Annotated in this window: 27 protein-coding genes; 15 read left to right on the forward strand and 12 right to left on the reverse strand. The window is 68.4% G+C overall.

What is annotated here, in order from left to right:
- Positions 1–11: 11 nt before the first annotated feature.
- From IFR14_RS18225 to IFR14_RS18235, 3 genes are all read right to left on the reverse strand, one after another.
- Positions 12–944, reverse strand: coding sequence for a carbohydrate ABC transporter permease (locus IFR14_RS18225; RefSeq protein ID WP_082455639.1), 933 nt, complete (start codon positions 942–944; stop codon positions 12–14).
- A complete protein-coding gene (locus IFR14_RS18230; RefSeq protein WP_082455641.1) occupies positions 937–1,881 on the reverse strand; it encodes a carbohydrate ABC transporter permease in 945 nt (314 codons plus the stop codon). Before IFR14_RS18230 ends, IFR14_RS18225 begins: the two co-directional genes overlap by 8 nt.
- 72 nt (positions 1,882–1,953) lie before the next feature.
- The gene (locus IFR14_RS18235; protein ID WP_191941854.1) at positions 1,954–3,174 is read right to left on the reverse strand and encodes an ABC transporter substrate-binding protein; all 1,221 of its coding nucleotides are present in this window, start codon (positions 3,172–3,174) and stop codon (positions 1,954–1,956) included.
- 224 nt (positions 3,175–3,398) lie between these two features.
- On the opposite strand from IFR14_RS18235, the gene IFR14_RS18240 reads away from it, so the two are divergent.
- The 3 genes from IFR14_RS18240 to IFR14_RS18250 all read left to right on the forward strand — a co-directional run bounded on the left by IFR14_RS18240 (position 3,399) and on the right by IFR14_RS18250 (position 6,434).
- Positions 3,399–4,748, forward strand: a complete 1,350-nt coding sequence (locus IFR14_RS18240; RefSeq protein ID WP_056777107.1) for an alpha-L-fucosidase — start codon at positions 3,399–3,401, stop codon at positions 4,746–4,748.
- Between the two features lie 44 nt (positions 4,749–4,792).
- Entirely contained in the window at positions 4,793–5,860 is a 1,068-nt protein-coding gene (locus tag IFR14_RS18245) for a hypothetical protein (protein WP_124767445.1), read from the forward strand.
- A gap of 118 nt (positions 5,861–5,978) precedes the next feature.
- Positions 5,979–6,434, forward strand: a complete 456-nt coding sequence (locus tag IFR14_RS18250; protein ID WP_124767446.1) for a hypothetical protein — start codon at positions 5,979–5,981, stop codon at positions 6,432–6,434.
- Between the two features lie 64 nt (positions 6,435–6,498).
- Here the strand turns inward: IFR14_RS18250 and IFR14_RS18255 are convergent, their stop codons facing one another.
- Entirely contained in the window at positions 6,499–7,671 is a 1,173-nt protein-coding gene (locus tag IFR14_RS18255) for a sensor histidine kinase (RefSeq protein ID WP_124767447.1), read from the reverse strand.
- Positions 7,668–8,363, reverse strand: coding sequence for a response regulator transcription factor (locus IFR14_RS18260; protein WP_191941855.1), 696 nt, complete (start codon positions 8,361–8,363; stop codon positions 7,668–7,670). The genes IFR14_RS18255 and IFR14_RS18260 overlap by 4 nt, the downstream gene beginning before the upstream one ends.
- 196 nt (positions 8,364–8,559) lie before the next feature.
- Here IFR14_RS18260 and IFR14_RS18265 point away from each other — a divergent pair, with 196 nt between their 5' ends.
- Positions 8,560–9,234, forward strand: a complete 675-nt coding sequence (locus tag IFR14_RS18265; RefSeq protein WP_191941856.1) for a M15 family metallopeptidase — start codon at positions 8,560–8,562, stop codon at positions 9,232–9,234.
- A gap of 42 nt (positions 9,235–9,276) precedes the next feature.
- On the opposite strand, the gene IFR14_RS18270 is transcribed toward IFR14_RS18265, so the two are convergent.
- Entirely contained in the window at positions 9,277–9,948 is a 672-nt protein-coding gene (locus IFR14_RS18270) for a metalloregulator ArsR/SmtB family transcription factor (protein WP_191941857.1), read from the reverse strand.
- Between the two features lie 108 nt (positions 9,949–10,056).
- Between IFR14_RS18270 and IFR14_RS18275 the strand changes: the two genes are divergently transcribed.
- From IFR14_RS18275 to IFR14_RS18290, 4 genes are read left to right on the forward strand one after another with little or no spacing between them, the layout of a single operon-like run.
- Complete coding sequence (locus IFR14_RS18275) at positions 10,057–10,317, forward strand: DUF6458 family protein (protein ID WP_191941858.1); 261 nt, start codon at positions 10,057–10,059, stop codon at positions 10,315–10,317.
- Between the two features lie 23 nt (positions 10,318–10,340).
- Positions 10,341–11,576 (forward strand): serine/threonine-protein kinase, encoded by a 1,236-nt coding sequence (locus tag IFR14_RS18280; RefSeq protein ID WP_191941859.1) that lies wholly within the window; start codon positions 10,341–10,343, stop codon positions 11,574–11,576.
- A complete protein-coding gene (locus tag IFR14_RS18285) occupies positions 11,573–12,046 on the forward strand; it encodes a hypothetical protein (protein ID WP_191941860.1) in 474 nt (157 codons plus the stop codon). The genes IFR14_RS18280 and IFR14_RS18285 overlap by 4 nt, the downstream gene beginning before the upstream one ends.
- Positions 12,043–12,606 carry an SRPBCC family protein gene (locus tag IFR14_RS18290; protein WP_191941861.1) on the forward strand — a complete coding sequence of 188 codons (564 nt, stop codon included), beginning with the start codon at positions 12,043–12,045 and terminating at the stop codon, positions 12,604–12,606. Before IFR14_RS18285 ends, IFR14_RS18290 begins: the two co-directional genes overlap by 4 nt.
- Before the next feature lie 69 nt (positions 12,607–12,675).
- Here IFR14_RS18290 and IFR14_RS18295 read toward each other — a convergent pair whose 3' ends face one another.
- Complete coding sequence (locus IFR14_RS18295; RefSeq protein ID WP_079707001.1) at positions 12,676–14,343, reverse strand: MDR family MFS transporter; 1,668 nt, start codon at positions 14,341–14,343, stop codon at positions 12,676–12,678.
- Positions 14,344–14,375: 32 nt separating this feature from the next.
- A complete protein-coding gene (locus IFR14_RS18300; protein ID WP_191941862.1) occupies positions 14,376–15,092 on the reverse strand; it encodes a TetR/AcrR family transcriptional regulator in 717 nt (238 codons plus the stop codon).
- 83 nt (positions 15,093–15,175) lie between these two features.
- Here IFR14_RS18300 and IFR14_RS18305 point away from each other — a divergent pair, with 83 nt between their 5' ends.
- The 3 genes from IFR14_RS18305 (at position 15,176) to IFR14_RS18315 (ending at position 17,399) form a co-directional block, all read left to right on the forward strand.
- Positions 15,176–15,766, forward strand: coding sequence for a TetR/AcrR family transcriptional regulator (locus tag IFR14_RS18305; RefSeq protein WP_191941863.1), 591 nt, complete (start codon positions 15,176–15,178; stop codon positions 15,764–15,766).
- 227 nt (positions 15,767–15,993) lie between these two features.
- On the forward strand, positions 15,994–16,563 hold the full coding sequence (locus tag IFR14_RS18310; protein WP_191941864.1) for a hypothetical protein: 570 nt from the start codon (positions 15,994–15,996) through the stop codon (positions 16,561–16,563).
- Positions 16,564–16,799: 236 nt separating this feature from the next.
- Positions 16,800–17,399, forward strand: a complete 600-nt coding sequence (locus tag IFR14_RS18315) for a hypothetical protein (RefSeq protein WP_191941865.1) — start codon at positions 16,800–16,802, stop codon at positions 17,397–17,399.
- A gap of 36 nt (positions 17,400–17,435) precedes the next feature.
- Here IFR14_RS18315 and IFR14_RS18320 read toward each other — a convergent pair whose 3' ends face one another.
- The 4 genes from IFR14_RS18320 to IFR14_RS18335 all read right to left on the reverse strand — a co-directional run bounded on the left by IFR14_RS18320 (position 17,436) and on the right by IFR14_RS18335 (position 20,990).
- Positions 17,436–18,485 (reverse strand): aldo/keto reductase, encoded by a 1,050-nt coding sequence (locus IFR14_RS18320; protein ID WP_191941866.1) that lies wholly within the window; start codon positions 18,483–18,485, stop codon positions 17,436–17,438.
- Positions 18,486–18,543: 58 nt separating this feature from the next.
- Positions 18,544–19,539: a hypothetical protein gene (locus IFR14_RS18325; RefSeq protein ID WP_191941867.1), complete on the reverse strand. Its 996-nt coding sequence runs from the start codon at positions 19,537–19,539 to the stop codon at positions 18,544–18,546.
- A gap of 77 nt (positions 19,540–19,616) precedes the next feature.
- Positions 19,617–19,964 (reverse strand): GntR family transcriptional regulator, encoded by a 348-nt coding sequence (locus IFR14_RS18330; protein ID WP_137244023.1) that lies wholly within the window; start codon positions 19,962–19,964, stop codon positions 19,617–19,619.
- Positions 19,965–20,174: 210 nt separating this feature from the next.
- Complete coding sequence (locus IFR14_RS18335) at positions 20,175–20,990, reverse strand: DeoR/GlpR family DNA-binding transcription regulator (RefSeq protein WP_240044098.1); 816 nt, start codon at positions 20,988–20,990, stop codon at positions 20,175–20,177.
- A 110-nt stretch (positions 20,991–21,100) separates the two neighbouring features.
- Here IFR14_RS18335 and melA point away from each other — a divergent pair, with 110 nt between their 5' ends.
- From melA to IFR14_RS18355, 4 genes are all read left to right on the forward strand, one after another.
- Positions 21,101–22,417, forward strand: coding sequence for an alpha-glucosidase/alpha-galactosidase (melA, locus tag IFR14_RS18340; protein WP_137244024.1), 1,317 nt, complete (start codon positions 21,101–21,103; stop codon positions 22,415–22,417).
- Between the two features lie 62 nt (positions 22,418–22,479).
- Entirely contained in the window at positions 22,480–23,835 is a 1,356-nt protein-coding gene (locus tag IFR14_RS18345; protein ID WP_137244025.1) for an ABC transporter substrate-binding protein, read from the forward strand.
- Positions 23,835–24,806, forward strand: coding sequence for a carbohydrate ABC transporter permease (locus tag IFR14_RS18350; protein WP_191941868.1), 972 nt, complete (start codon positions 23,835–23,837; stop codon positions 24,804–24,806). Before IFR14_RS18345 ends, IFR14_RS18350 begins: the two co-directional genes overlap by 1 nt.
- On the forward strand, positions 24,806–25,702 hold the full coding sequence (locus IFR14_RS18355) for a carbohydrate ABC transporter permease (RefSeq protein ID WP_137244026.1): 897 nt from the start codon (positions 24,806–24,808) through the stop codon (positions 25,700–25,702). The genes IFR14_RS18350 and IFR14_RS18355 overlap by 1 nt, the downstream gene beginning before the upstream one ends.
- Positions 25,703–25,726 lie beyond the last annotated feature (24 nt).

Here is a 25,726-nt window from a genome sequence, read left to right on the forward strand (position 1 = left end):
TCGGAGCGGGCTCAGCGTCCGCCGAGCCCGCTCGTCACGATGCCCCGGATGAGATGCTTCTGCAGCAGGATCAGCATGAGGACGGTCGGGAGCATCGAGATGACCGAAGCCGCCATCACCAGATTCCACTGGCTGCCCTGCTGCCCGAAGAACTGCTGGAGCCCGAGCGGGATCGTCCCATAGGTGTTCACGTCGTTGACGATGATGAGCGGCCAGAGGAACGAGTTCCAGTAGGCGATGAACGAGAAGACGGCGAGAACCGCGAGCGTCGGGCGGGCGAGCGGGAGCATGACGTGCGTGAACGTCTTGATCACGCCGGCGCCGTCGACACGAGCGGCGTCGTCCAGTTCCTGCGGCACGGTCAGGAAGAACTGCCGACAGAGGAAGGCGCCGAGCGCGGTGAACGCGAACGGGATGATAAGTGCTTGGAACGAGTCGACCCAGCCGAACCCCTGCATCATCACGTACAGCGGGATGAGGAGCACGTCCTGCGGGATCATCATCGTCGCCAGGAAGAGTACGAACACGAGGTTGCGGCCCCTCCACCGGAGGCGGGAGAAGGCGTAGCCGCTCAGCACGGAGACGGCCATGTTGATCATGGTGCCGACGACAGCGACGAACAGACCGTTCAGGAGGAACCGGCCGAAGGGCAGGTAGCTGAAGGCCTCGGAGTAGTTCTCCCAACGGATCGACGAGCCGATGAGCGTCGGGGGTGTCGTGAACGTCTCGGCCGGAGGCTTCAGCGAGGTCGCCACCATGTAGACGAGCGGTGAGATGAACGCGAGGGCGACGAGACACAGCACCACGTAGGACACGATCGACCGAGCACGGCTGACGGACTTCGTCTGCCCCCGCCGGAGCCCGCGGGGGTTGACGGTGACGAACGACGAGGTCGGCGGATGCTGTCTGGCGGCCGACCTGCCCGCCGAGATCCGATTACTCATAGTGCACCCACTTCTTCTGGCCGAGGAACTGCACGGCGGTGATCGCCAGGATGATGATGAACAGCACCCAGGCGGCGGCGGAGGCCACCCCGAGCTGCTGGAACACGAATCCCTGGTTGTAGATGAATTGCACGAGCGTGGTGGTCGATGAACCCGGACCACCCTTCGTGAGGATGAACGGCTGGGCGAACACTTGGAACGCGGTGATGAGCGTCATCATGGCGGCGAAGAAGATCGACGGCGAGATCATCGGGAACTTGATCCGCCAGAACGAGGTCCATGCCCCGGCACCGTCGAGCTCGGCCGCCTCGAGCTGGCTCTCCGGTACCGAGTCGAGCGCTGCGGAGAAGATGAGCATGTTGTAGCCGAAGCCCTGCCAGACGCTCATCGCGACGATGGCGAGCATGGCCCAGTGCTCATCGGCGAGGAAGTTCGGAGCCGAGACCCCGATGCTCGACTGCATCGTCGCGTCGATCAGCCCGTCGGGCTGGTAGATCATCCGCCAGATGACCGCGTTCGCGACGATGGGGGTGACCGTTGGGATGAAGAAGAGGACCCGGAAGATCTGACGGTGTTTGATCTTCGGGCTGAGCCAGGCTGCGAGTCCCATCGACACGATGAGGTTGAGCGGCACGTACAGGACGACGAACAGGGTCGTGTTGAGGATGACCGTTCGGAAGATCGGGTCTGCGAACAACGCTGCGTAGTTGTCGAAGCCGACGAAGGTCGGCGATCCGAGCATCGGCCAGTTGTTCAGGCTGATGACGAGCGACGCGATGATCGGCACGACGGTGAACAGCGCGAGACCGATCGCGTGCGGACTGGCGAATCCCAGTCCCCACCAGGATCGTCGGGCGTGGACCGCGTCCGGATCGACGCGCGCGGTGCGCTTGGAGGGCCGGACGGCTCGCACCGGGGCCGCTGGGAGGGTAGCCATGCGGGTTCTTCCTTTGCTTCGACGACGATCGGAGCGGCTGGTGGGCGACGTGGGTCGCCCACCAGCCGGAGCTCACTTCGGCAGTTGGCTCGAGATCTGGTCGAGGACCTCGGCGCCGGATTGCTGTCCGTTCATCGCCTGGATCGCGTACTGGGACATCAGTTGGGCGAGCTGATCGCTGTTCTTGTTCCCGGGCAGCGGGACGGATCCGTCCTGGGCTGCTGCGAAGCTCTCCTCGACGCCGTCGATACCGGCGTTGTCGAACCAGGCGCCCTGCGCTGTGGTGCGGGCGGGGAACGCCCGCCCCTCCTTGCCGAGTGTCGAGAGCACGTCCTCACTCGTCATGGTGGTGATCGCCTGATAGGCCTGCTCGGGGTACTTGCACTCCTTCGAGACACCGAAGCCCGATCCCGCGGAGAAGGTCGTCGGGGCGCTACCGGCCGGCAATGTCACGACGCCGACGTCGAACGTCGCCTTGGCTTTCGTGTTGATGAGCGACCAGGGTCCGTCGACATAGGTGGCGGCCTGTCCGTTGATGAAGGCGTTGTCGTCGGCCGAACTGTCGGCGCTCGCAGGCGTCGCGTAGCCGTCCTTCACGAGGCCGGAGATCCACTCGAGACCCGCAGCGAATTTGGCGTTGGTCACGTCGAGCGAACCGTCCTCGCTCACCACCCGACCGCCGTTGTAGGACAGGATCATGGACTCGAGGTAGAGATCCTCTGCGCTCGGCGCGTAGAGCTGCTTCCCCGCCGATTTGAGCGCTTCACCCGCGGCTTCGAAGTCGTCCACGGTCCAGCCGGGCTTCGGTTCGGCGACGCCGGCCTCGGCGAAGAGGTCCTTGTTGTAGAACATGACGAGCGGGCCGGTGTCGTAGGGGAGGGCGTAGAGCTTGCCGTCGACCTTCATCGCGTCGAGCGCGGTCGCGTCGAACTCGTCGAGCGCGGTGCCGCTGCTCTTCGCGAGGTCGTCCAGCGGGAGGAGGACATCGGTGTAGTTGGCCGCCCGAAGGCTCTGCACCGTGACGATGCAGGGGGCAGTACCGGCACTCAACTGGGTGCGGAGCTTCGTCCAGTAGTCGGAGAACGGCGCGCCCTGGATGGTGACGTCGATCTTGTCCGACGACTTCACCTCGTCGGCGACCGTCTGCCACGCTGCCTGGTCCTCCTGACCGGCGATCCACATGGACCAGACGAGCGACTCTGCAGTCTGGGAGCCGGTCGCGCTGCCACCGGAACACGCCGTGAGGGCGAGGACACCGGCCATCGCCGCGCCGGCCATGAGCTGTCGTTTCATCGGATGCTTCTCCACTTCGTTGGGCGTGCAGTACTCAAGGGATCCAGACCCGGTCGGGAAAGACGGCTGAACGTGGTGCGATCTAAACATCGGATGTCTCATCTGTCAACTGTTGATATTTCCGCGAATCTGGGCCACTTTGGAGACATTCGCCCCGCAGAGTACGGATGATTGGCATCCCTGACTCGCATCTCAGCCGCATCATCGACGACGAAGGATCACGCATGGCCATGTTCAAGGACGACTCCGTCCGCCTCCCCGAGTTCGAGAAGTTCGTCCACGAGACACCCGCCTGGTTCTCCGACGCCAAGCTCGGGATCTTCGTCCACTGGGGGGCGTACTCCGTCGCAGCCTGGGCGGAACCGATCGGTGAGCTCGGGGCGACGGACCACGCGCACGACTTCGCCCGGAACCCGTACGCCGAGTGGTACTTCAACACCATCCGCATCGAGGGGAGCCCGGCGCAGCAGCACCACCGGGAGACCTTCGGAGACGTCGACTACGACCACCTGCTCGAGCTGTGGCGCGCCGAGCGCTTCGACGCGGACGAGGTGCTCGCCCTCGTGAAGCACACGGGAGCACGGTATTTCGTGCCGACGACGAAGCACCACGACGGGATCACGCTCTGGGACGCTCCCGAGACGAACGGCCGCAACACCGTCGCCCGAGGCCCGAAGCGCGACCTCATCGGCGAATTCGCTGCAGCGACGGAACGCGCCGGGCTGCGCTTCGGCGTCTACTATTCGGGCGGGCTGGACTGGCACTTCTCCCCGTCCGAACCGGTCGTCGAGACCGACGGGCCGGACGGCTGGACGAACCGGGCCAACGACCGGCCGTACGCCGACTACGCATACGACCAGGTCGCCGACCTCATCGAGCGGTACCGCCCTGACATCCTCTGGAACGACATCGAATGGCCCGACCCGGGCAAGGACGACGGCGCGCGTGGACTCGTCTCCCTCTTCGACCGCTTCTATGCCGCCGCCCCGGACGGACTGATCAACGACCGCTGGGGAGACACCCATTGGGACTACCGGACCACGGAGTACCAGATGGGCGGCATCACCGATGACCCGTGGGAGAACTGCCGCGGCATCGGCTACTCCTTCGGCCACAACACCCTCGAAGACGAGAAGCAGCTGCTGAGCGGCGAGGAGGCGATCCGGTACTTCGTGGACATCGTCGCGCGAGGCGGGAACCTGCTCTTGAACATCGGCCTGCAGGCGGACGGTACCGTCCCTCCGGAACAGCGCGCGACGCTGGAGGCGCTGGGCGATTGGAACGCGGTGAACGGTGCGGTCGTCTTCGGTTCACGACAGCTCGACGACGGGATCGCGAGCGGTTCGGAGTCACCGTGGACGAGGTGGACGCGTACCGGCGACATCGCCAACGCGATCATCGATGCGGACGGCCCGGTGACGCTGACACTCGCTGCCGACGCGATCCTGGTCGACTCCGCTCGACTCGTCGACGGCACGTCGCTCGCCGCGTCCGTCGTCGACGGTGGTGTCAGGGTCGATCTTCCGACGCGCTCGGTGCCCGGCCCGCAGGTGGTCCGCTTCGATCTGAGCTGAGCCCGCTCCCGCTGCCCGCGATGGCGGGCGGGTAGTTTGAGGGGATGAACGGCACGATCGACACCCGAGCGCTCATCGACCCTGTCGACAGCGAGGCCATGGCGAAGGCGCCCGCGTACCACCGGGCGCCTTCCGCGCGGCTGTTCATCGGCCTGATCGCGGGAGTCGTCGTGGTCACCGTCGCCGGGTTCGTCCTGTTGGGGACGCTGTCGTCTTCCTCACGAGGCGGCTCCGGCCCGACGCCGCTGCTCGGGATCGGACTCCTCGCGGCCGCCGCCGTCGCGGTCGTCGCGGTCCTCTCCTGGCGCACGAGGCGCATCAAGCGCTTCCGCCTCTCCCAGTTCGCGGCGACCAACGGGATGACCTACACCTCCGACCTCAGCTACCCACCGTTCCCCGGCATGATCTTCGGGATCGGATCGTCGCGGCAGGCTACCGACGTGCTGCGGGCTGATCGTCCCCGCCCCGTGGAGTTCGGCAACTACCGGTACACGGTCCGCCATGGCAAGAGTTCGACGACGCACCACTGGGGGTACGTCGCGGTGAAGCTGGACGTCCCCCTGCCGAACATCGTGCTCGATGCGATCGGCAACAACGGCTTCGGCTCGAACCTTCCCGCGGCGTTCCAGCGCGCCCAGCGGCTGTCCCTCGAAGGCGACTTCGACCAGCACTTCACGCTCTACTGCCCGGCCGGCTACGAACGCGACGCCCTGTACCTATTCACGCCGGACATCATGGCGCGGTTCATCGACCACGCCGCCCAACTCGACGTCGAGATCATCGACGATTGGATGTTCCTGTACACGAAACGCGAGGTGTCGACCCTCGATCCCGACACCTGGGCCTGGCTGTTCAGCGTCGTCGACGCGCTGATGACGAAGTTGGACCAGTGGGCGCGGTGGCGGGACGACCGCCTCCAGCCGCAGTCACCAGGAGGGCTGGAGCATCCGTCTGCACCAGGCGCTCAGGCCGACTCCCCAGCACTCGGACTGCTCAAGCCGCCGCCGGGGGTCGCTCCGTCCGGCCGCAGGTTGCGACGATCCGGCACGTGGATCCCCATCGTGTTCGTCGTCGGAACGGTGATCCTCTGGATCGTCATGCGCATGAACTGACCACATGGTCCGCACGCATGTCGAGGACGTCTGGTGATCGACAGACGAGGACAGAACAGGCCGGTTGCTGGGATGGCTGGGTGACCGACCCCGGTCACTCGTCAGAAAGGACCATCCCATGCGCAGATCAGCCGCCTTCGGCTTCGCCGTCCCCGTCCTCGCCCTCATGCTGGGGCTCACCGCCTGCTCCGGGACGTCGGACGCCCCGTCCGGCGGTGGCGGGTCGCCGTCGACCGCCGACGGCTACGCCCAGGCGTTCGACGACTACACGATCTCCCTCGCGGGTTGCCTGCGCGACCACGGGGTCGACGTCGTGGACCCGGAACCCGGCACGGCGATCACCCTCGACGGCAGCGATGCGATGAACCAGGCCTACGACGCCTGCAGCACGGAACTCGGCCCACCGCCGGCCAACCCCGATCAGCCCACCAGGGCGGAGATCTCCGACGAACTGCGGCTCCGCGCCCAGTGCCTGCGCGACCAGGGGTTCGACGTCCCGGACCCCGACGCGAACGGCGTGTGGGACCTGCCGGAGGACCTGTTCGACGAGGCCAGGGCCTGCGCCGTGCAGTGACGACCGCTCCGGACGGGACGGCCGACCGATCCGTTGATCGGTCGGCCGTCCCGTCGTTCCGGGGTCAGGCGTCGTCCGGCTCAGGAGCGGGCACGGCGGGCAGCAGCACCGTCACTTCGAGCCCGCCGGCCGGCAGCGGCGCGAGGCCCAGCGAGCCACCGTGCAGCTCGACGATCCGCGCACCGAGCGTCAGCCCGAGCCCGTTGCCACGGTCGGCACCGGCGGCGCGCGCGATCCTGGCGTCGTGGCGATCGAACGGCTCGACGAACCGAGCGACCTCGTCGTCGCCGAGCAGCGGTCCTGAGTTGCTGACGACCACGACCGCGTGGTCGGCCGCGGACGGGTCGGCCTGCGGATCCTCGCCCACCCAGACGGAGACCCATCCGCCCGGACCGCTGTTGTACCGCACGGCGTTCGACAGCAGGTTCGTCAGCAGCTGCTGGAGGAGCACGCGATTGCCGAGCACGGCGGTGCTCCGGAGGGTCGAGGAGATCGTGACGCCGGCGTGGGCGACGTCCGGTGCGACGAGCTGCGACGCGTCGCGGGCCACCGCCGCCAGGTCGACGGGCGAGGTCACGAGCGGTCGGCGGTCGAGCTGGTTCAGCTGCAACAGGGCTTCCACGATCGCGATCCCCCGCTCGTTCGTCTCGTGCAGTCGGCGGAGCGCGCGGTCGACGTCACGGCCCTCCGGGTCGGCCTGCGCCACCTCGATGAGCATCTTCATGGTCGCGAGCGGCGTGCGCAGCTCGTGCGAGGCATTGGCCGCGAAGCGCTTCTGCGTGAGGAACGACTGCTCCAGGCGCGCGAGCATGTCGTCGAAGCGGTCGGCGAGTTCGCGGAACTCGTCGCGCGGACCCGTCATCGCGATGCGGTGGTCGAGCGAGCCCGCCGCTGCAGCCCGCACCGCGTCGTTGAGGTCGCGCAGCGGTCGCAGGACCCGACCGGCGACGATCCAGCCGACACCGGTGCCGATCACGGCCATCGCGATGAGCGCGAGCATCGAGTAGTTGATGAGCGAATCGCGGATCTCGCCACGGGTGATGCCGGACAACTGCTCCGGATCGCCGGCTGGCGCGATCGGGTAGTCGGGGAAGCGCCAGATGATGACGTTGATGACGATCAGCGCGACGAGACCGGTGACGACCGTGAAGGCGGCATAGGTCGCGGTGAGCTTGACGCGGGCCGTGATGCGCGTCGGACGGGACGCGACCGGCCGAGCGGGGGACGCGGTGGTCATTCGGCGTCCACCCTCGTGCGCTCGTCCTCGCCCGGCGGGAGCACCCGGTACCCGACGCCCGGCACGGTGTGGATGATCCACGGCTCGCCGAGCACCTTCCGGAGCGTGGACATCGTCACCCGCACGGCGTTCGTGAACGGGTCGGCGTGCTCGTCCCAGGCGCGCTCGAGGAGCTCTTCGGCACTCACGACGCCGCCCTTCGCCGCGAGCAGGATCTCCAGCACCGCGAACTGCTTCTTCGCCAGACGCACGTACCGGCCGTTGCGGTAGACCTCGCGGCGGAACGGGTCGAGCCGCACACCGGCGTACTCGAGGACGGGTGGGAGCGACGCTTTGGGTCGACGCGCCAGTGAACGGAGCCGGAGGACGAGCTCGCGCAGCTCGAACGGCTTGGTCAGGTAGTCGTCGGCGCCGATCTCGAAGCCGCTCTCCTTGTCGTCGAGGTCGGCGGCAGCGGTGAGCATGAGCACCCGGCAGGGCATTTCCTGGGCGATGATCCAGCGACAGACGTCGTCGCCGTGCGTGCCAGGGAGGTCGCGGTCGAGCACCACGACGTCGTAGGCGTTGACGGCGAGCCGCTCGAGCGCGGTGTCGCCGTCGAACACGAGGTCGGCGGCGAGCCCCTCGTGCTGCAGGCCCTCGAGGATGCTCTCGGCGAGGTACTGCTCGTCCTCGGCGATCAGGACGCGCATGGGACCTCCGGTGTTCGGGACGGATGACGCGTCGAAGGCGTCGCTCCAGCGCCCGCGATGGGCGTCGTGTCGATCGTAGGCGGCACCGTGTTTCGGAACCGTCTGGTGATCGTCCGACGCCCGCGCAACCGCCGTCGAGCTGGACTGGGGCCTGGTCGTCGCGTGCCGAACACCGACGACCGACCGAGGAGGAACCATGCAGCACGGCATCCAGCACCAGCCGCACCGCCACCAGGGTCGACGGAGCACCGTCGCCCGCAGAGGCTCCGACCGAGCCGTCGTCATCCTCGCCGCCACGGCCGTCGCCCTCACCGCCGCGATCGCCCTGGCCGCGTGCACGGGCGTCGCGCCGACCATCACCCGCGGGATCACCGCGCTGGCCGAGCGGCCGTCCGGAGACACGGGTGCCGGAACCACGACCACGACGGATGGCGAGTTCGGGGCCGAGGACGGCGTGTTGGAGGAGAACCGGTACTCGGCCTACGACACCGATCTCCCGGCAATCGCGAACCTCGATGCGGACCTCCTGGAGGCCGTCCGGCAGGCGACCGACGCAGCAGCGCAGGACGACGTCGCGCTGTACGTGAGCTCCGGATGGCGGAGCACGGCGTACCAGCAGCACCTGCTCGACGAGGCGATCCTCCAGTACGGCAGTGAGGCGGCCGCGCGGCAGTACGTCGCGACGCCCGACGGCTCCTCGCACACGCGCGGGGCGGCCGTCGACATCGGTGCGACGGACGCCGACTACTGGCTCATCGAGCACGGCGCCGACTACGGCCTCTGCCAGACCTACGCGAACGAGATCTGGCACTTCGAGTTGGCCACTGTCCCCGGCGGCGAGTGCCCGGAACTCCTGCCCGACGCCGGATGAGGTCGGTGCCGCGACCAGCTGCCACCGCCGGGCGCCCCGGTCCTATCCGGCGACCGGTGCCAGCCGGCTGACGAACTCGTCGACGCGCAGGCGGATGTCCCGGAACGCTTCGTCGAACGCCTCATCGGTCGCGGGTGCGGCCGGGTCGGGGATCGACCAGTGCAGGTCGTCCCGCCCGCCGAGCTCCTCGTGCGCCCGGTTGCACACGGTGATGACGAAGTCGCCGTGCCGGAGGACCTCCGCCGTTGCGCGTGGAACGCTCGGGCTGATCCGGACGCCATGGCGCGCCGCCGCCCGAACGGCGCCCGGGTTGACCTCGCTCGCCGGCCGGCTGCCCGCGGATGCGACGGGGACGTCACTGCGGTCCTGCCAGAGTGCCTCCGCCATCTGCGACCGCGCCGAGTTCGCCGTGCAGACGAAGACGACCCGCGCCGGGGCGCTGATCGGTTCGGGCGCGAGGCGGTCGAACGCCCCCGGGACGAGCCGCACGTAGTTGCGGCGTCCATCGGACTCGGATCGTGAGCGCGAGAGGATCCCCGCTCGCTGGAGGACGCTGAGGTGATGGGAGACGAGGTTCGACCCGATCCCGAGGGCGAGCTGGATCTCGGTCGGTGAGAGGTCGCCGAGCGCGAGAAGGTCCACGATGCGCAGCCGCGCCGGCTCTGAGAGCGCGGCGAACTTGGACGCCCTTACCGCCAGCGACTCCACCGACACAACCCCCGTTGACTCAACCGTGATTGACTCAATAATAGGCTGAGTCGTCCGTGAACACCCCTTGAGCGATCCGCTCGAACTCACGGTCGTCGAGAAGAGGAGCTACTCATGGGTCTCGGAACCGGAATCGCCCTGATCGTCATCGGCGCCATCCTCGCCTTCGCCGTGAACGTCGACGTCCCCGCTGTGGACCTCACGCTCATCGGGTACATCCTCATGGCCGCCGGCGCGGTGGTGTTCCTCATCTCGCTCGTGCTCGTGCTCCGCCGTCGACAGGTCTCCTCGACCACGCGCTCCGCAGTGGACCCCGGTAGCGGCGAACGCGTCATCCGCCGCAGCACGACCGACAACGACGGCCCCGTCCTCTGACGACCGGACCGGCCGCACCACCCATGACCGAACCCGCTACCGCGCCGTCTCAGAGCGGCGAACTGCTGGACGGTCGGTATCGACTCGAGCGACCGATCGGTGCCGGCGGGATGGCGACCGTCCATCTGGCGACCGACGAGGTGCTCGGGCGCAAGGTGGCGGTCAAGCTGTTCCGCCCGGGAACGACCGATGCGACCGACGGTGCCAGGACAGCGTCGGAGACGCGTCTGCTCGCGTCGCTGAACCACCCGGCCCTCGTCACCCTGTTCGACGCCAGGGTCGTGGCCGGCGACGGCTCCTACCTCGTCATGGAGCACGTCGACGGCCCGACGCTGTCCCAGCGCATCGCTCGGTCGCCGCTTCCGTCGTCCGAGGTCGCCGCGATGGCCGTCGACCTCGCGGAGGCACTCCACACGGTGCACGCGGCGCGAGTCGTCCATCGCGACATCAAGCCGTCCAACGTGCTGCTGCGACCGACGATCCTGCCCCACCAGGAGTATCGCGCGAAGCTCGCCGACTTCGGCATCGCCTACCTCATCGACAGCACCCGGATGACCGCGCCCGGCTCGTTGATGGGCACGGTCGCCTACCTCAGTCCCGAGCTCGTCCGTGGTGCGGATCCGGCCCCTCCGGCCGACGTGTACGCCCTCGGACTCGTCCTCCTCGAAGCCCTGACCGGTCGCCGCGCCTACCCGCAGACCACCACGCACGAGTCGCTCATGGCACGCCTCAACGCGTCGCCGACGATCCCCGGCGAGCTCGGCTACCAGTGGAAGTCGCTGCTCACCGCGATGACCGCGTCCGAACCGGCGCAGCGCCCCACCGCCCTGGACGTCGCCACGACGGCCCGCGCGATGGACCCCGTGCTCGACCCGGCGGATGCGACCGTGGCGACCTCGGCACCTGCGATGACGACGACCGCCGACCCGGCGCCGACGGCCGCGACCGAGCCGCTCGTCTCGACGACGCCGTTCGAGCCGATGACAGGCGCGCGCGCCGAGACCGGCCCGACCGCGGTGCTCGACGGCACTCGCCGCTCGGAGCGACGTCTCGACGGTGGTGCACGGCGACAGGCCGCAGCGCACCAGCCGCGGCGCCTTCGACGCTGGCTGATCCTCGCGGCCGTGCTGCTGGTGATCGCGGTCGCCGTCGTCTGGTTCGTCGTGTCCCAGGCACAGCCGCCCGCCCCGACGCTGCCCACCCTGCCCGAGCCGTTGTCGACGCATCTGGATGAACTCCTGCGGGAGGTGACGCCATGAGGAACTCCTGGAACCGAGGGCTCCGGCTGCTCGCAGCACCGGTGGTCGTCGTCGCCCTCCTGAGTGGCTGCGCTGGACCGGCTGCAGACCTCGACGCGAGCACCGGCCGCGACCTGCAGAGTCGTGTACTCGTGGTCGCGAACGCAGCCGCCGACGGCGACACAGCGGGTGCGCTCGCGGCTCTCGACGCGCTCGAGGCGCAGCTGGCCGCTGCCGAGGCGGCTGGGACCGTCTCGGCGACGCGAGCCGCGGACATCCGTGCGGCGATCGCGCGCGTCCGCGCCGACCTCTCCCCCGCGGTCGAGACGCCGGCACCGACCCCGGAACCCAGTTCGGTCGCGCCGGTCGAACCCGTCTCGCCGGTCGAAGACGATGGAGGCGGGGACGATTCCGGGAACAACGGGAACAACGGGAACAACGGGAACAAGGGCAACAACGGCAACAACGGCAAGGACAAGAAGGACAAATGAAGCGACGAGGAAGCACGGACTCCGTGCCCGACGACGGATCGTTCGAGCCCGGGGACGAAGAGACTGCGAAGCGAACCCGCACGGCGGAGGACGGGGTCTCGACCGTGCAGCACAGCATCATCGTCGACCTCCCCATTGCCGCCGTCTACAAGCAGTGGGTCGACTTCGAGTCGTACCCGGAGTTCTTGCCGGCGGTGCGCGAGGTGACGACGACCGGCGAGGTCTACAGTCGCTGGACCGTCGCGATCAGCAAACTCTCGCGGCAGTTCCTCGTCGAGATCCTGGAGCAGCTCCCCGAGGAGCGCTTGGTCTGGCGCACCATCGAGGGCGACGTCTGGTTCAGTGGCGACGCCACCTTCGACGCGATCGACAAGCAGCAGACCCGCGTGGACGTCACGGTGCACTGGAAGCCGGTGTCCGCGATGGAGCGGACCGCTGCCGCGCTCGGGCTCGCCGGACGGGTCGTGCGCGGAACGCTCGAGGCGTTCAAGACCTACATCGAGTCGACCGGCGGCCCCTCGGGTCACTCCCGCATCAAGGTCGTCTCGCCGAAGGGCTGAGTCCGCCCGACAGCACGACGCCGGCCGCGAGACCTCTGTCTCGCGGCCGGCGTCATGCCGTCTTGCCCGTTACCGCTCGCGCTCCTCGGGTGTCGCGGTCGACGATGCCGCACTGTCGGCGTTGTTCGCCTGACCCGTCTCAGTGCTGCTGTTCACGGAGGTGAGAACCTTGCCGCGCGCTGCGGCCTCGAGCGACTCCGCCTCGTCCCCACCGACCGCCTCGCCGCGGGCGACGAGCCCGGCGACGTCGGACAGCGGGATCTGCTTGAGGAACAACGACAGCAGGAAGGCCGCGCCGATGAACGGCAGCAGGTACCAGAACACCGGGGCGAGAGCGTCGGCATAGGCGGTCACGACACCGTCGCGAATGCCCGGCGGAAGCTGGCTGAGCGTCTGCGGGTCGATCGTCGCCGCCGCATTGGAAGCGTCCCCCGCGCTGGCACCCGAACTCGCGAACACGTCCTTCAGGTTGGCCGTGAGGCGCGTGGTGAAGATCGTGCCGAACACGGCGACACCGAGCGACGCACCGACCTCGCGGAAGTAGTTGTTCGTGCTGGTCGCGGTTCCGACCATCGACGCGTCCACCGAGTTCTGGGCGACGAGCACGACGACCTGCATGATCAGGCCGAGACCGGCGCCGAAGAAGAACAGGAAGACGCAGATCAGCCAGATCGGGGTGTCCGCCGTGAGCGTCGTGAACGCGACCATCGAGGCGGCGGTGACGAGCGTGCCGATGACCGGGAACATCCGGTAGCGACCGGTCCTGGTGATCAGGTTCCCCGAGACGATCGAGGTACCGATGAGGCCGACCATCATCGGGATCATGAGCAGGCCCGATGCGGCTGCCGAGGTGCCGGACGACATCTGGAGGAACGTCGGCACGAAGCCGATCGCCGAGAACATGCCGAGGCCGAGCGTGAGGCCGATCGCGGTCGCGTTGATGAACGTCGGGTTCTTGAAGAGCGACAGCGGGATGATCGGGTCCTTGGCGCGCGCCTCGGTGATGACGAAGAGCAGCGCGGCGAGCAGCATGCCGATGCCGAACATCCAGGTCTCGATGGCACCCCAACCGTGCGCAGCGTCGCCACCGAAGTCGGTGAAGAAGATGAGGCAGGTGGTGAACGCCGAGAGGAAGATCACGCCGAGGAGGTCGATCGGCGCGGTCGCCTTCTTGTTCGGCAGCTTCAGCGTGAAGAACGCGATCGCGAAGGCGGCGATGCCGACCGGGATGTTGATGTAGAACGCCCACTGCCAGGTGAGGTGGTCGACGAAGAAACCACCGAGGAGCGGGCCACCGACGGCGGAGAGACCGAAGACGGCGCCGAGCGGGCCGAGGTACTTGCCGCGCTCGGAGGCGGGCACGATGTCGGCGATGATCGCCTGCGACAGGATCATGAGGCCACCGCCACCGAGGCCCTGGACGGCTCGCCAGACGATGAGCTGCGTGAAGTCACCCGCGAACGCACAACCGACGGAGGCGATCGTGAACAGGGCGATCGCGACGAGGAAGAGGCGACGACGACCGAGGACGTCACCGAACTTGCCGTAGACGGGCATGACGATCGTGGTCGCCAGGAGGTAGGCGGTGGTGAGCCAGACCTGGTGGTCGACGCCGCCCAGCTGTCCGACGATCGTCGGCATGGCGGTGGAGACGATCGTCTGGTCGAGGCTGGAGAGCAGCATGCCCGCGATGAGGGCGGCGAAGATGATCCAGATGCGGCGCTTGGTGAGCAGCATCGGGCCCTCGGTGGGTGCGGCGGTGGCGGCGGTCACTGGACGTCCTTTCGGGGAGTGGGGTTCGTGTGGGGGATCTGGGGTGCGGCGGCGGTGGGTCCGGCGTCGGCGGATTCGGGGTCGGCGGGCTCGAGGATGGTGCGATACGTCGCGAGGCAGTCGCGGATGGAGCCGACGATGTCGAACTCCCCGCCCTGGCCGATGTCGGCGACGCCGCTGCCGAAGACACGCGCCATCGTCGTCTTGATCGCCATCCCGAAGAGGTCGGCGCAGGCGCGGGCACGCGGGTCGTCTGCCGGGACGCCTTCCCGCACGGCGATGAGCTCGACGAGCAGTTGCTCGCGCTCACGGTTGAGGCCCATGAACCGGACCAGCAACTTGGGTTCGCGCTCGAGGGCGGCGTGGAAGTCGACGTGCTCGGCGAGACCGAACCCGGACCGCTCCGCATGGCCGGCCGCGATGAGCATGAAATCGTCGAGCACGGCGCGCCACCCCCGCGAGCCGAGGGCGAGGAACTCGGTGGCGAACCGCTCGGTCTCCTCGGTCTCGTCGATGCCGAGGACGGCGTCCTCCTTGCTCGGGAAGTAGTTGAAGAAGGTGCGACGCGAGACACCGACCTCCTCGCAGAGTTCCTCGATCGTGAACCCGCTGAGCCCCTGTGCCGCCGTGAGTCGACGCGACACGGTCGTCAGGCGCGCGGCGGTGGCGGCCATCCGGTCGGACAGCCGATTCGTCGAAGTTGCACTCTGCATCACGAAGTGCAGTATTGCACTCTCCGAGCCGGGGTGCAACTCGGTGCACGAGCCGACTGGTCGGGCCTCACTAGAGTGAACGCATGGACCCTCGTCAGGCACGAACCCGCAGTGCCCTTCGCGACGCGATCCACACCCTCGCGGCGGCGAAGCGCATCGATCAGGTGACCGTTGCGGAAGTGTCCCGGGTGGCGGGGATCACCCGCGACACCTTCTACCGTCACGCCGCGACGCCGGTCCACCTGCTCGCTGACGTGCTCGGCGAGGAACTGGATGAGACGCTCCAGGCGCACGCCGATCTGCCGGCGCACAGCGACTCGACGCTGAGCGTCTTCGACGAGTCCGAACGCGACCTCCTGCGTCACGTCGCCGAGCACGCGACGATCTACCGCAACGCCATGCGCCCCCGGCTCATCGGACCCCTGCGTGACGCGCTCACCGAGCGGATCGAGCAGGCGCTCGCGCACCACCTCGACCGACACCCGCACATCGCCCCACCTCGCGAGGACGGCATCACGCCCGAGCGACACGTGCGGATGCTCGTGGCCTACGCCGGCGCCGGCACCGTCGCGGCGATCGAGGAGTGGCTCCGATCCGGCGACCTCGACGACATCGACGCCGCGGCCCGCACCGTCATCGCGGCCTCCCCCGCCTGGTGGCTCGGCCGCTCCTGACTTCGGCGCCTGGGCCTGGGCCTGACGCCAGCGCGGTGCGCTGACGCGAGCGCGGGTCCCTCACGTGAGCGCGCCCCTCCGGAGACCCGCGCTCACCTACCCTGGGGTGCGCTCACGCCAGCGCACCGCGCTGGCACAACGGCCTCATGCGCGACATATGTCGGTGTAGGCATATCTGCACTGTGGATAACCCGGGCGGCCTCTTCGACCGCCCGTAGCGTCGAGGGATGTCAACGATCTCCTCACCTCGAACCTTCTCCACACTCGCACTAGCGGTGGGACTCCTCGCGCTCACCGCGTGCACGGAAGTCGAACCGGCTCCCCCTCCGAGCAGCACTCCGCCGGTCTTCGAGAACGAGGAACAGGCCCTGGCTGCGGTGACGGAGACCTATCAGGAGTTCATGCGGATCTCGAACACGATCCTCGTCGAAGGAGGTGTCGACGTTGATCGAATCGACGTCATCGTCGGAGACCAGTTGGCCGAGTTCGAGCACGGCAGCCTCATCGAACTCGCTACTGCGGGAAAGACACTTGTGGGCGCACCTACACTCGTCTCGACCCGCATCTCAGAGTGGTACTCCACTCCAGACTCCCTCGGTGTCATTGCGAAGGCGAAGTCTTGCATCGATCTCAGCTCTGTCGACGTTCTTGACGCTGCGGGCAACTCGACGGTACGCCCTGACCGCCCGCGGACCCGCACTTGGGCTTACGACGTAGGTGTTGGTGGCACGGGGCAATCCGACTTCGTCCTTCTCGAACACGACGTAGACGCCGAAGGAGAGTCATGCGAAATCTGAGATGCGCGTTGGCTACCGCGACGGCCCTGCTCGTTGCGATAACGCTCGCACCCGCAAGCGCCGCGTTCGCCACCTCATGCGGTTCAGAGGGTCAGCTGGAAGGCGCTTGTGTCGGCAGTGGCTCGGTCGACATCGGTGGAAGCGTCGAGCAGCCTGGTTCGGGTGGAGGCGGTGGCTCCGGCGGCGGGACAGGCGGAGGCGGTGGTGGCGGCGGCTCGGCCGAGTTGCCGCCCGGGGTGACCGACGGGCCCAACGGTGAGCGGACGGTCTGCAGCCTCATGCGGCCGGACGAGTGTTACACCTTCACGCCCGGCGATCTCGGCACCGACCTCGAAGCAGCACCGGCGGCCCCCGTCACGATCCGCGACGTCGCCAGCTTCGCCCCCGCCGCACCCACCGTCACCACCGAACCCGCCGCCTGGGGTGTCCGCGGGCTCCACACCAACGTCATCGCCGGTGCTTCCGGCCACACACGCACCGGCACCCTGTTGGGCCAGGTCGCAGAGGTGAACTTCATCCCCGTCGGATTCACCTTCGACTACAGCGACGGCGACACGACCACCACCCGGACCGGCGGATCCTCGTGGGCTGCCCTCGGACTGGCCGAGTTCTCCAAGACCCCGACCAGCCACCGCTACACGACGGTCGGGACGAAGACCATCACCGTCGAAGTCGAGTACGCCGCGGAGTACCGCATCGGCGACAGCGGGTGGCTTCCTGTCGTCGGAACCCTGTCGATCCCGACCGAAGAACCCCACACGGTCCAGATCGTCCGCAACTCGACCGTGGGCGTCGACAAACCCTGCCGCCCCGGCAAACCAGCCATCGGCTGCTGACCGCCTGACCGGAACCGTGCTCGAGCTCGGTCCCGATCAGATGAGCCCCTCGCGACCGCCCGACACCCAGTTCGGGTCGGCGGCCCGCGGACCGCTCACCTGGTCGGCGTAGGTGTCGATCTCGGCTCGGATCTCATCCGTCAGCTCAACCTGGAACGCCTCGAGGTTCGCGTGCAGGTGCGCGACGCTCCGGGTGCCGGGGATCGAGACGACCCGTGCGCCGAGCTGTTGTCCTCGGTCGTGCACCCAGGCGAGCGCGAGCGCCTCCGCGGTCGTCGCGATGCGGTGGGCGAGGGTGCGGAAGCGGGCCGCCAGTTCGAGGTTCGCCGCGAGGTGCTCGGGCTGGAAGCGCGGGAAGTTCGCTCGCGTCCCCCCGAGCGGCACTGTCTCGGCCGTGAAGTCCTCGGTGAACAGCCCGCGCGACAGCGGCGAGAACGCGACGACCGTCACGCCGAGCTCCGCCGCCGTCGGGACGACGTAGGTCTCGATGTCGCGGCTCACGATGCTCCACTCGGACTGGATCGCGGCGATCGGGTGCACGCCGTGCGCGCGGCGGAGTTCGTCGCCCGTCGCCTCGGACAGACCGATGCGGAGCACCTTGCCGGCGGCGACCAGTTCGGCGAGCGCCCCCACGGTCTCCTCGATCGGGATGTCGGGGTCGACGCGGTGCTGGTAGTAGAGGTCGAGGTGATCGGTGCCGAGGCGGGTGAGCGTCCCGTCGATCTGCTCGTGGAGGTGGGCGCGGTCGCCACGGATCCCTCGTTTGCCGATGCCGCCGCCGGTGACGATGCCCACCTTGGACGCGAGGAAGACGTCACCGCGGCGCCCGGTCAGGTACCGGCCGAGGAGTTCCTCACTGCGGCCGTCGCCGTAGACGTTCGCAGTGTCGATGAGGTTCACGCCGCTCGCCAGGGTGGCGTCGAGGATGGCGGTGACATCGGCGTCGGCGATCGCCCCGTAGGTGCCGGCGATGGACATCGCGCCGTACCCGATGGCGCCGACCTCCGTGGTGGTGTCGCCCGCGCCGATCGTGGTCGAGGGCAGCGCGGTCGTGGACGGCTCCGTGGCCAGGGGTGCTTCGCTCATGGATTCACCGTACGGCGTCAGGACAGGTTGGACGTCCGGTTCGTCACGCGGTGCAACGTCAGACGCGCGAGCCGGCGCGGGCGGCGAGCGCCTGCAGGAGTGCGGCGGGTTCCTCGGGGTCGTCGATCGTGATCGCGAACTGCTTGCCAGAGGTGCTCGTGACGACGAGTCCGGGGCCGGAGCGCAGCACGACGGCCGAGCGGCCGGGCATGATCCGGTAGCCCCAGCCACCCCAGTCCATCGGGCGGATGTCGGTGGCCTCGACGACGTCGACCTGGTCGAGGGGGATGCGCTTCATCGGGATGCCGAAGAGCGATACGACGCGGAGGCCGCGCCAGTCGACGCTCACGCGGAGCCGGATGAACGAGGCGCAGAGGAGGGTCGCGAGGGCGAGGATCGACAGACCGAACATCGCGACGCCCGACTCGCCGCCCAGCAGGATCGGCGTGTAGGCGACGGCGCCGATCGCGACGAGGGCGAGGGTGAGCCAGAGGAACAGCAGGGCCGTGACGCTCCGACTCCAGGCACCGACCTCGGTCTCGCCGAGGTCCATCGGCGCCGGTCGTGCAGCGGCACCGGCGAGCAGCGGCTGAGCCGGCAGGATCACGGCGGGGATCACGCCCCAGAGCGAGCACGCGGCAAGCGGGACGATCCACCAACCGAGGACGGCACCATCGACCGATCCCGCCTGCACGGTGAGCCACGTGGGGATGATCCACACGGACGCGGCCGACCCGGCGGCGATGCCGATGAAGAGGATGATCATGCGCTTGGTGCGCATGTCCGGCTTCGGCAGGGCGAGCAGGATGATGGCTGCGATCGCGGCGACGGACGCGATGATCAGCGTCACGAGGAAGACGCCCGCGGCCGGCAGGGAGTCGTCCGGTGCCCCGGTGCCCGACCAGTGCGAGGCGACGTCGACGGGGATCGCATCGCCCCAGACGAGCCGGGTGAGTGCGATCGCGATCGCCGGGACGGCCATGGCGAGGCCGGCGAGCAGGATCCGTCCGCGCGCAGGTGCTGCCGGTGGCGGTGTGGTGGTGGTGTCGTGCATGTGCTCCCCCTGAGCTGCTGAGGTGGTCTGATCGTCGGCGTCGACCGACGTGGTCGCGAGGTGGGCGCCGGAGCCCGTCAGGTGCGTTCGATCATCCGGCTGAGGTCCGTCGGCGAGATCCCGAATTTGCGCGCCTCGGTGACGAGCTGGGCGACGAGTTCATTGACCCGGACGAGGCCCGGTGCTGCATCCTCGTTCACCCACGCGCCGCGGCCCTGTCGCATCCCGATGAGCCCGTCGTCGCGGAGCTCTCCGTAGGCGCGGAGGACCGTGTGCATGTTGATCTGCAGTGCGCGGGCGAGGTCGCGGGCAGGCGGGAGGCGCTCCCCCGGCGCCAGCGCGCCCGTCGCGATGCCGGAGCGCACCTGCACCGCGATCTGCTCGGCGAGCGAGACCGCGGAGGTGGGATCGACGCGGAACAACATGTTTGCAATGGTACTAGAACAATGCCGCCCGTGCCCACGACATCTGTGGGGTTGAGGTCGGCGCGGTGCGCTGACGTGAGTGCGCACCACTCAGCGTGGGCGCACCCCACAACCGCGAGCGCGCCCCTCTGGAGACCAGCGCTCATGCGGCAGACCCGCGCTCACGTCAGCGCACCGCGCTGGCACAAGCCGCCGAGAAGGCCCGAAGGATCAGAGGGCCACGACGTGCACGGCGATGTCCGCGGCCGCGAGGCGCTCGAGCTCGTGGGGGTCGGCGGAGGAGTCGGTCACGAGGTCGTGGATCTGCCCCAACTCGGCCATGCGCGCGAGCGTGACCCGCCCGACCTTCGAACCGTCGGCGACCACGATGACCCGCTGCGCGTGTAGCACCATCGCCAGGTTCGTCCGCGCCTCACGCTCGTCGTGCGTCGTCGCACCGCCCTGCGCACTGATGCCGTCGGTCCCGAGGATCGCGGTACCCACGTTGATCGCGCTGAAGGTGTTCTCGGCGAGCGCCCCCACCGCCTCGAACGACGAGGAGCGCACCAGGCCTCCCGTCATGATCACCTGCAGGTTCGGCCGGGAGGCGATCTCGGTCGCCGTGGTGAGCGAGTTCGTCACGATCGTCAGTTCCGCCCGGTTGCTCAACTCCTTGGCGACCGCCGCCGTGGTGGTGCCACCACTCAGGGCGATCGCGTACGGTCCCGCGGGGATCATCTCCGCCGCGCGCAAGGCGATCCGACGCTTGGCCTCACGGAACTGCGTGTCGCGGAACCGCACGGGCACTTCGTCGCGCGACTCCACCGCCCGAGCGCCACCGTGCGTCCGGAGGACGAGGCCCAGGTCGTCGAGATCGGCGAGGTCGCGACGGATCGTCGGGGCCGACACGTCGAGCCGGGTCGTGAGGTCGTCGATCGAGACGACGGCGTCCTCCGCCGCGAGGAGCGCGAGGATGGCGCGCATCCGCTGACTGCGTTTCCCGGACGGAGCGTGTCGCGAGAGCTCGGCTGCGGTCGGTCCTCCCACGGCGAACCCCTCCCTCGTCGCCGACGGCTCTGCTCAGCGAAAGTGATCATTTCAATCGATTTCCGATCAAGTTCTTGCTCGGTTCGATCACTGTAGTCGATGATCACTCCATGACACGAGTGACTTTCATCGGGGCGGGCAGCGTCGTCTTCACCCGCCAACTCATCGCCGACCTCCTCCGCTACCGCGACCTCGCCGGCCTCGAGATCGTCCTGCACGACATCGACCCCGAACGCCTCGCGGTGGCCGAGGGCACGGCCCGCCACGTCGACGAGCGTCTCGACGGCCGGGCGACGATCTCGGCGGAGTCCGACCGTCGTCGCGCCCTCGCCGGCGCGGACTTCGTGGTCAACATGGTGCAGGTCGGCGGCATCCGCGCGACCGTCTCCGACCTCGAGATCCCAGCGGCCCGCGGTCTCCTGCAGACCATCGGCGACACCACCGGCGTCGGCGGCGTCTTCCGCGCCCTCCGCACCTTCCCGTTGCTTTCGGCGCTGACCGCTGACATGCGGGAGATCTGCCCAGACGCCCACCTCCTGAACTACACCAACCCGATGGCGATGAACATCTGGTGGGCGTCGGTCGTCGCCCCCGACATCAGCGCGATCGGCCTCTGCCACAGCGTGTTCTGGACGGTCAACGACCTCTGCGAGCTCGTCGGCGTGCCGATCGAGGGCACGAGCTACCGCGCAGCCGGCGTCAACCACCAGTCGTGGTTGCTCGAGTGGACCCACGAGGGCCGCGACCTCTACCCGGCCCTGCGCGACCGCATTCGCGAGGACCCGGAGCTCAGCCGCCGCGTTCGCGTCGAGATGTTCCGCCGCATCGGCTACTACCCGACCGAGACGAGCGAGCACTCCTCCGAGTACCTGTCGTGGTTCCTCCGCTCCCCCGAGCAGGTCGAGCGCTTCCGCCTCCAGCCGCTCGAGTACCTCGGCATCAGCGAGGAGAACGTCGCGGAGTTCGAGGCGACGAAGGCCGCCCTCGCGGCCGGGACCCCGCTGACGCTCGAGGACGAGGCTAGCGAGTACGCGCCGCAGCTCATCCACTCGCTCGTGACCGACACCCCGCGACTCATCCACGGGAACGTCGTCAACCGCGGCCTCATCGACAACCTGCCGCAGGGTGCCGTCGTCGAAGTCCCGGTCCAGGTCGACGGGAACGGCATCGCCCCGCAGCCCATGGGCGCCCTGCCCGTGCAGTGCGCCGCACTCAACCGCCCGTACGTCTCCGTCGCGGAGCTCACGATCGAGGCGGCCCGCACCGGCAACCCGACGCTCATCCGGCAGGCGGTCCTCATGGACCCGAACGCCTCGTCCACCCTCACGCCCGAGCAGATCTGGGAGCTGTGCAACGACCTCGTCGCCGCGCACGGCGAGCTGCTGCCGGAGCCGCTGCGGGAGATCATCCCCGCCGACCGCATCTGACCGACCCGAAGCACCGCCGAACCGATTCCTTCCCGAACGATCGACACAGGAGACGACCACCGATGTTCCCACCCCGTTCCACGATCCACGCTTCCACCTCACCGCACGCCCGCCGCGCACGTCGCCTCGTCACCGCGACCGCCGTCCTCGCCGTCGGAGCGCTCGCGCTCTCCGGGTGCGCCGGCGGATCCTCCGGTGCCACGACGCTCGACAAGGACGCGAAGGTGAAACTCACCTTCTGGACCGGGCAGGCCGATGCCGCCCAACAGATCCTCACCGGTCTCGTCGACGACTTCGAGAAGCTGCACCCCAACGTGACCATCGACGTGTCCTCGGGCGCGCCGTCCACGGAGGACCTCCTGCAGAAGCTCTCTGCGAGCTTCGCGGGTGGCAACTACCCCGACGTCTCGTACGCCTTCGGCTCCTGGGCGAGCCGACTCGAGGCGTCCGGCCGCACCCTCGACATCACCGACCAGGTGGCCGAGCCCGACGTCAAGTGGGACGAGTTCTCCGAGGCGGCCCGCAAGACGGTGCAGCCGACCGGCGAGAAGACGATCGGCTTCCCCGCCGTGGTCGACAACATCTCCCTCCTCTACAACACGACCGTGTTCGATGCGGCCGGCGTCGACTACCCCACGGCCGACTGGACCTGGGATGACTTCCGCGAGGCGTCGAAGCAGCTCACCGACCCGGCGACGAACACCTACGGCTACGCGTACTCGGTGTCGGGCAGCGAGGAGACGACCTGGCAGTTCTGGCCGCACCTCTGGCAGAACGGTGGATCGATCATCTCCGACGACGCCAAGACGGCCGAGTTCGCCTCGGATGCGGGCGTCGACGCACTGACCTTCCTTCGCGACATGGCGGTCGAGGACAAGAGCGTCTACCTCGACCAGACCGACACGAAGTTCGGCGACCTGTTCGCCAGCGACCGCATCGGCATGATCACCTCCGGTCCGTGGCAGCTGTCGACGCTGCAGACGAAGGGCACGAAGTACGGCGTCACCGTCCTCCCCGGCACCGACGGCGACCACCAGACCGTCTCCGGCCCCGACGTCTGGGCGCTCTTCGACCACAACGACAAGAACCGCGAGTACTGGGCGTACGAGTTCACGAAGTGGCTCACGGACTCGGAGCAGGACCTCAAGTGGAACGTCGCCTACGGCAACCTCCCGCTGCGCTCGAGCGAGATCGACACCCCCGAGTTCCAGGCGCAGGTGGCTCAGCTGCCCGGCCTCGACGTGATGGCCGAGAACGGCGTCAACGCCAAGCAGGCCCGCCCGACGGTGCCCGGCTACGTCGGGCTGTCGGAGGCCATCGGCAAGGCGATCTCCTCGGTGCTGCAGGGCCAGGGCGATCCGAAGCAAGCGCTCGAGGACGCCGCGAAGACCGCCGACGACGCTCTGGCGGAGGACTGATGTCCACGGTCGCCGGACGCGACACACGTCCATCGACGGAGCCGAAGCCGAAGCCGGAGCGTGCCGAGCGCGCTCCGGCCCGGCCCCGCCGTTCCGGACGACGGTTCCGCGACAACCTCACCGGCTGGGGCTTCGTCGCCCCGGCGATGCTCATCGTGCTGGGCCTGTCGATCTTCCCCGCGATCTGGGCGTTCTTCCTGTCGCTCCAGAAGTGGGACGGGTTCAGCGAGCCGGAGCAGGTGGGGCTGGAGAACTACGCCAGCATGATCGGCAACGACGAGTTGCAGGCGGCCGTCGTCCACACGGTCGTCTACACGCTCCTCTTCGTCCCCGCGTCGCTCGGCCTCGGACTCTTCCTCGCCGTCGCTCTCAACCGCCGGATCCGCTTCATCGGCGTCTACCGCACGGCGATCTTCGTCCCCTTCGTCGCCTCCGCCGCCGCGACCGGCATCCTCACGACCTACCTCTTCAACCCGCAGTTCGGGCTCCTCAACACCGTATTCCGGTTCCTCGGACTCCCGGCGCAGGGCTGGCTCGAAGACCAGGGGCAGGCGATGGTCGTCATCACGATCATGTCGCTCTGGGGGCAGGCCGCGTTCACGACCGTCATCTACCTGGCGGCGCTGCAGGACATCCCCGCCGAACTGCTCGAGGCGGCGCGGATCGACGGCGCGAACGCCTGGCAGTCGTTCTGGCGCATCACCTTCCCGCAGCTCGGGCCGGTCACCGTGTTCGTCGCGATCTGGCAGTTCATCCAAGCGATCCAGCTGTTCGACCTCGTGTACACCACCACGAGGGGCGGCCCGCTCGGCGCCACCCAGACGATCGTGTTCTACCTCTGGGACGCGGCGTTCAAGCAGTTGCAGTTCGGGTACGGCTCCGCGGTCGCCTACGGGCTGTTCGTGGTGACACTCATCGCCACGATCGGTGTCGTGCTCTACTCCCGCCGTTCCAACGTGGAGGCATTCTGATGACCGTCCTGACCACCCCGCCACGCGGCGACGCCGCCACCGGCAAGCCGTCCCTGACCGCTCCATCCGCCGAGCGACGCACGCGTCGGCGGTTCAGCCCCTGGCACCTCGTGCTCGCCCCGATCGCGATCATCTTCGCGATCCCGTTCGTGCAGATGTTCATCACCTCGGTGACGCCGGAGTCGGAGATCAACACCTATCCGCCCCGCATCCTCCCCTCGCACATCACCTTCGACGGGTTCGCGAAGCTCTTCTCCGAGTCGAACATCCTGCTCTGGCTCGGCAACACGGTCATCGTGTCGACGGTCGCGGTCCTGTCCCACCTCGTGCTCTGCTCGCTCGCCGGCTACGGGTTCGCGCGGTTGAAGTTCCGCGGCAAGACGATGGGCTTCCTCATGATCGTCGCGACGATCATGATCCCGACGCAGCTGCTCATGATCCCGACCTACATCCTGTTCTCCCGGATCGGGCTCATCGACAGCCTCGGGGCGGCGATCGTGCCGTGGCTGGCGTCCGCGTTCGGCATCTTCCTCATGCGGCAGTTCTTCCTGTCGTTGCCGGCGGAGCTCGAGGAGGCCGCGCTCATCGACGGCTGCACCCGACTCCAGGTGTTCTTCCGGGTGATCCTGCCGCTCGCGAAGCCCGCGCTGGCGACGCTCGCGATCTTCACCCTGTTGGGCTCGTGGAACGACCTCGTCTGGCCGCTCATCGCGATCAACAACGACCAGGCCTTCACCCTGCAGCTCGGCATCACGAACTTCCAGGGCGCGCGCCGCACCGACTGGGCGCTCCTCATGGCCGGCAACGTCGTCGCCACGCTCCCGCTGATCGTGTTCTTCCTCTTCGCCCAGAAGCAGTTCGTGGCGACCATGACCTTCTCAGGCCTCAAGGGGTAGGCACCGATCCCGGCGTGGCAGGAT

The organism is Plantibacter sp. CFBP 8775, from assembly GCF_014839505.1.
Taxonomy (GTDB): Bacteria; Actinomycetota; Actinomycetes; order Actinomycetales; family Microbacteriaceae; genus Plantibacter; species Plantibacter auratus.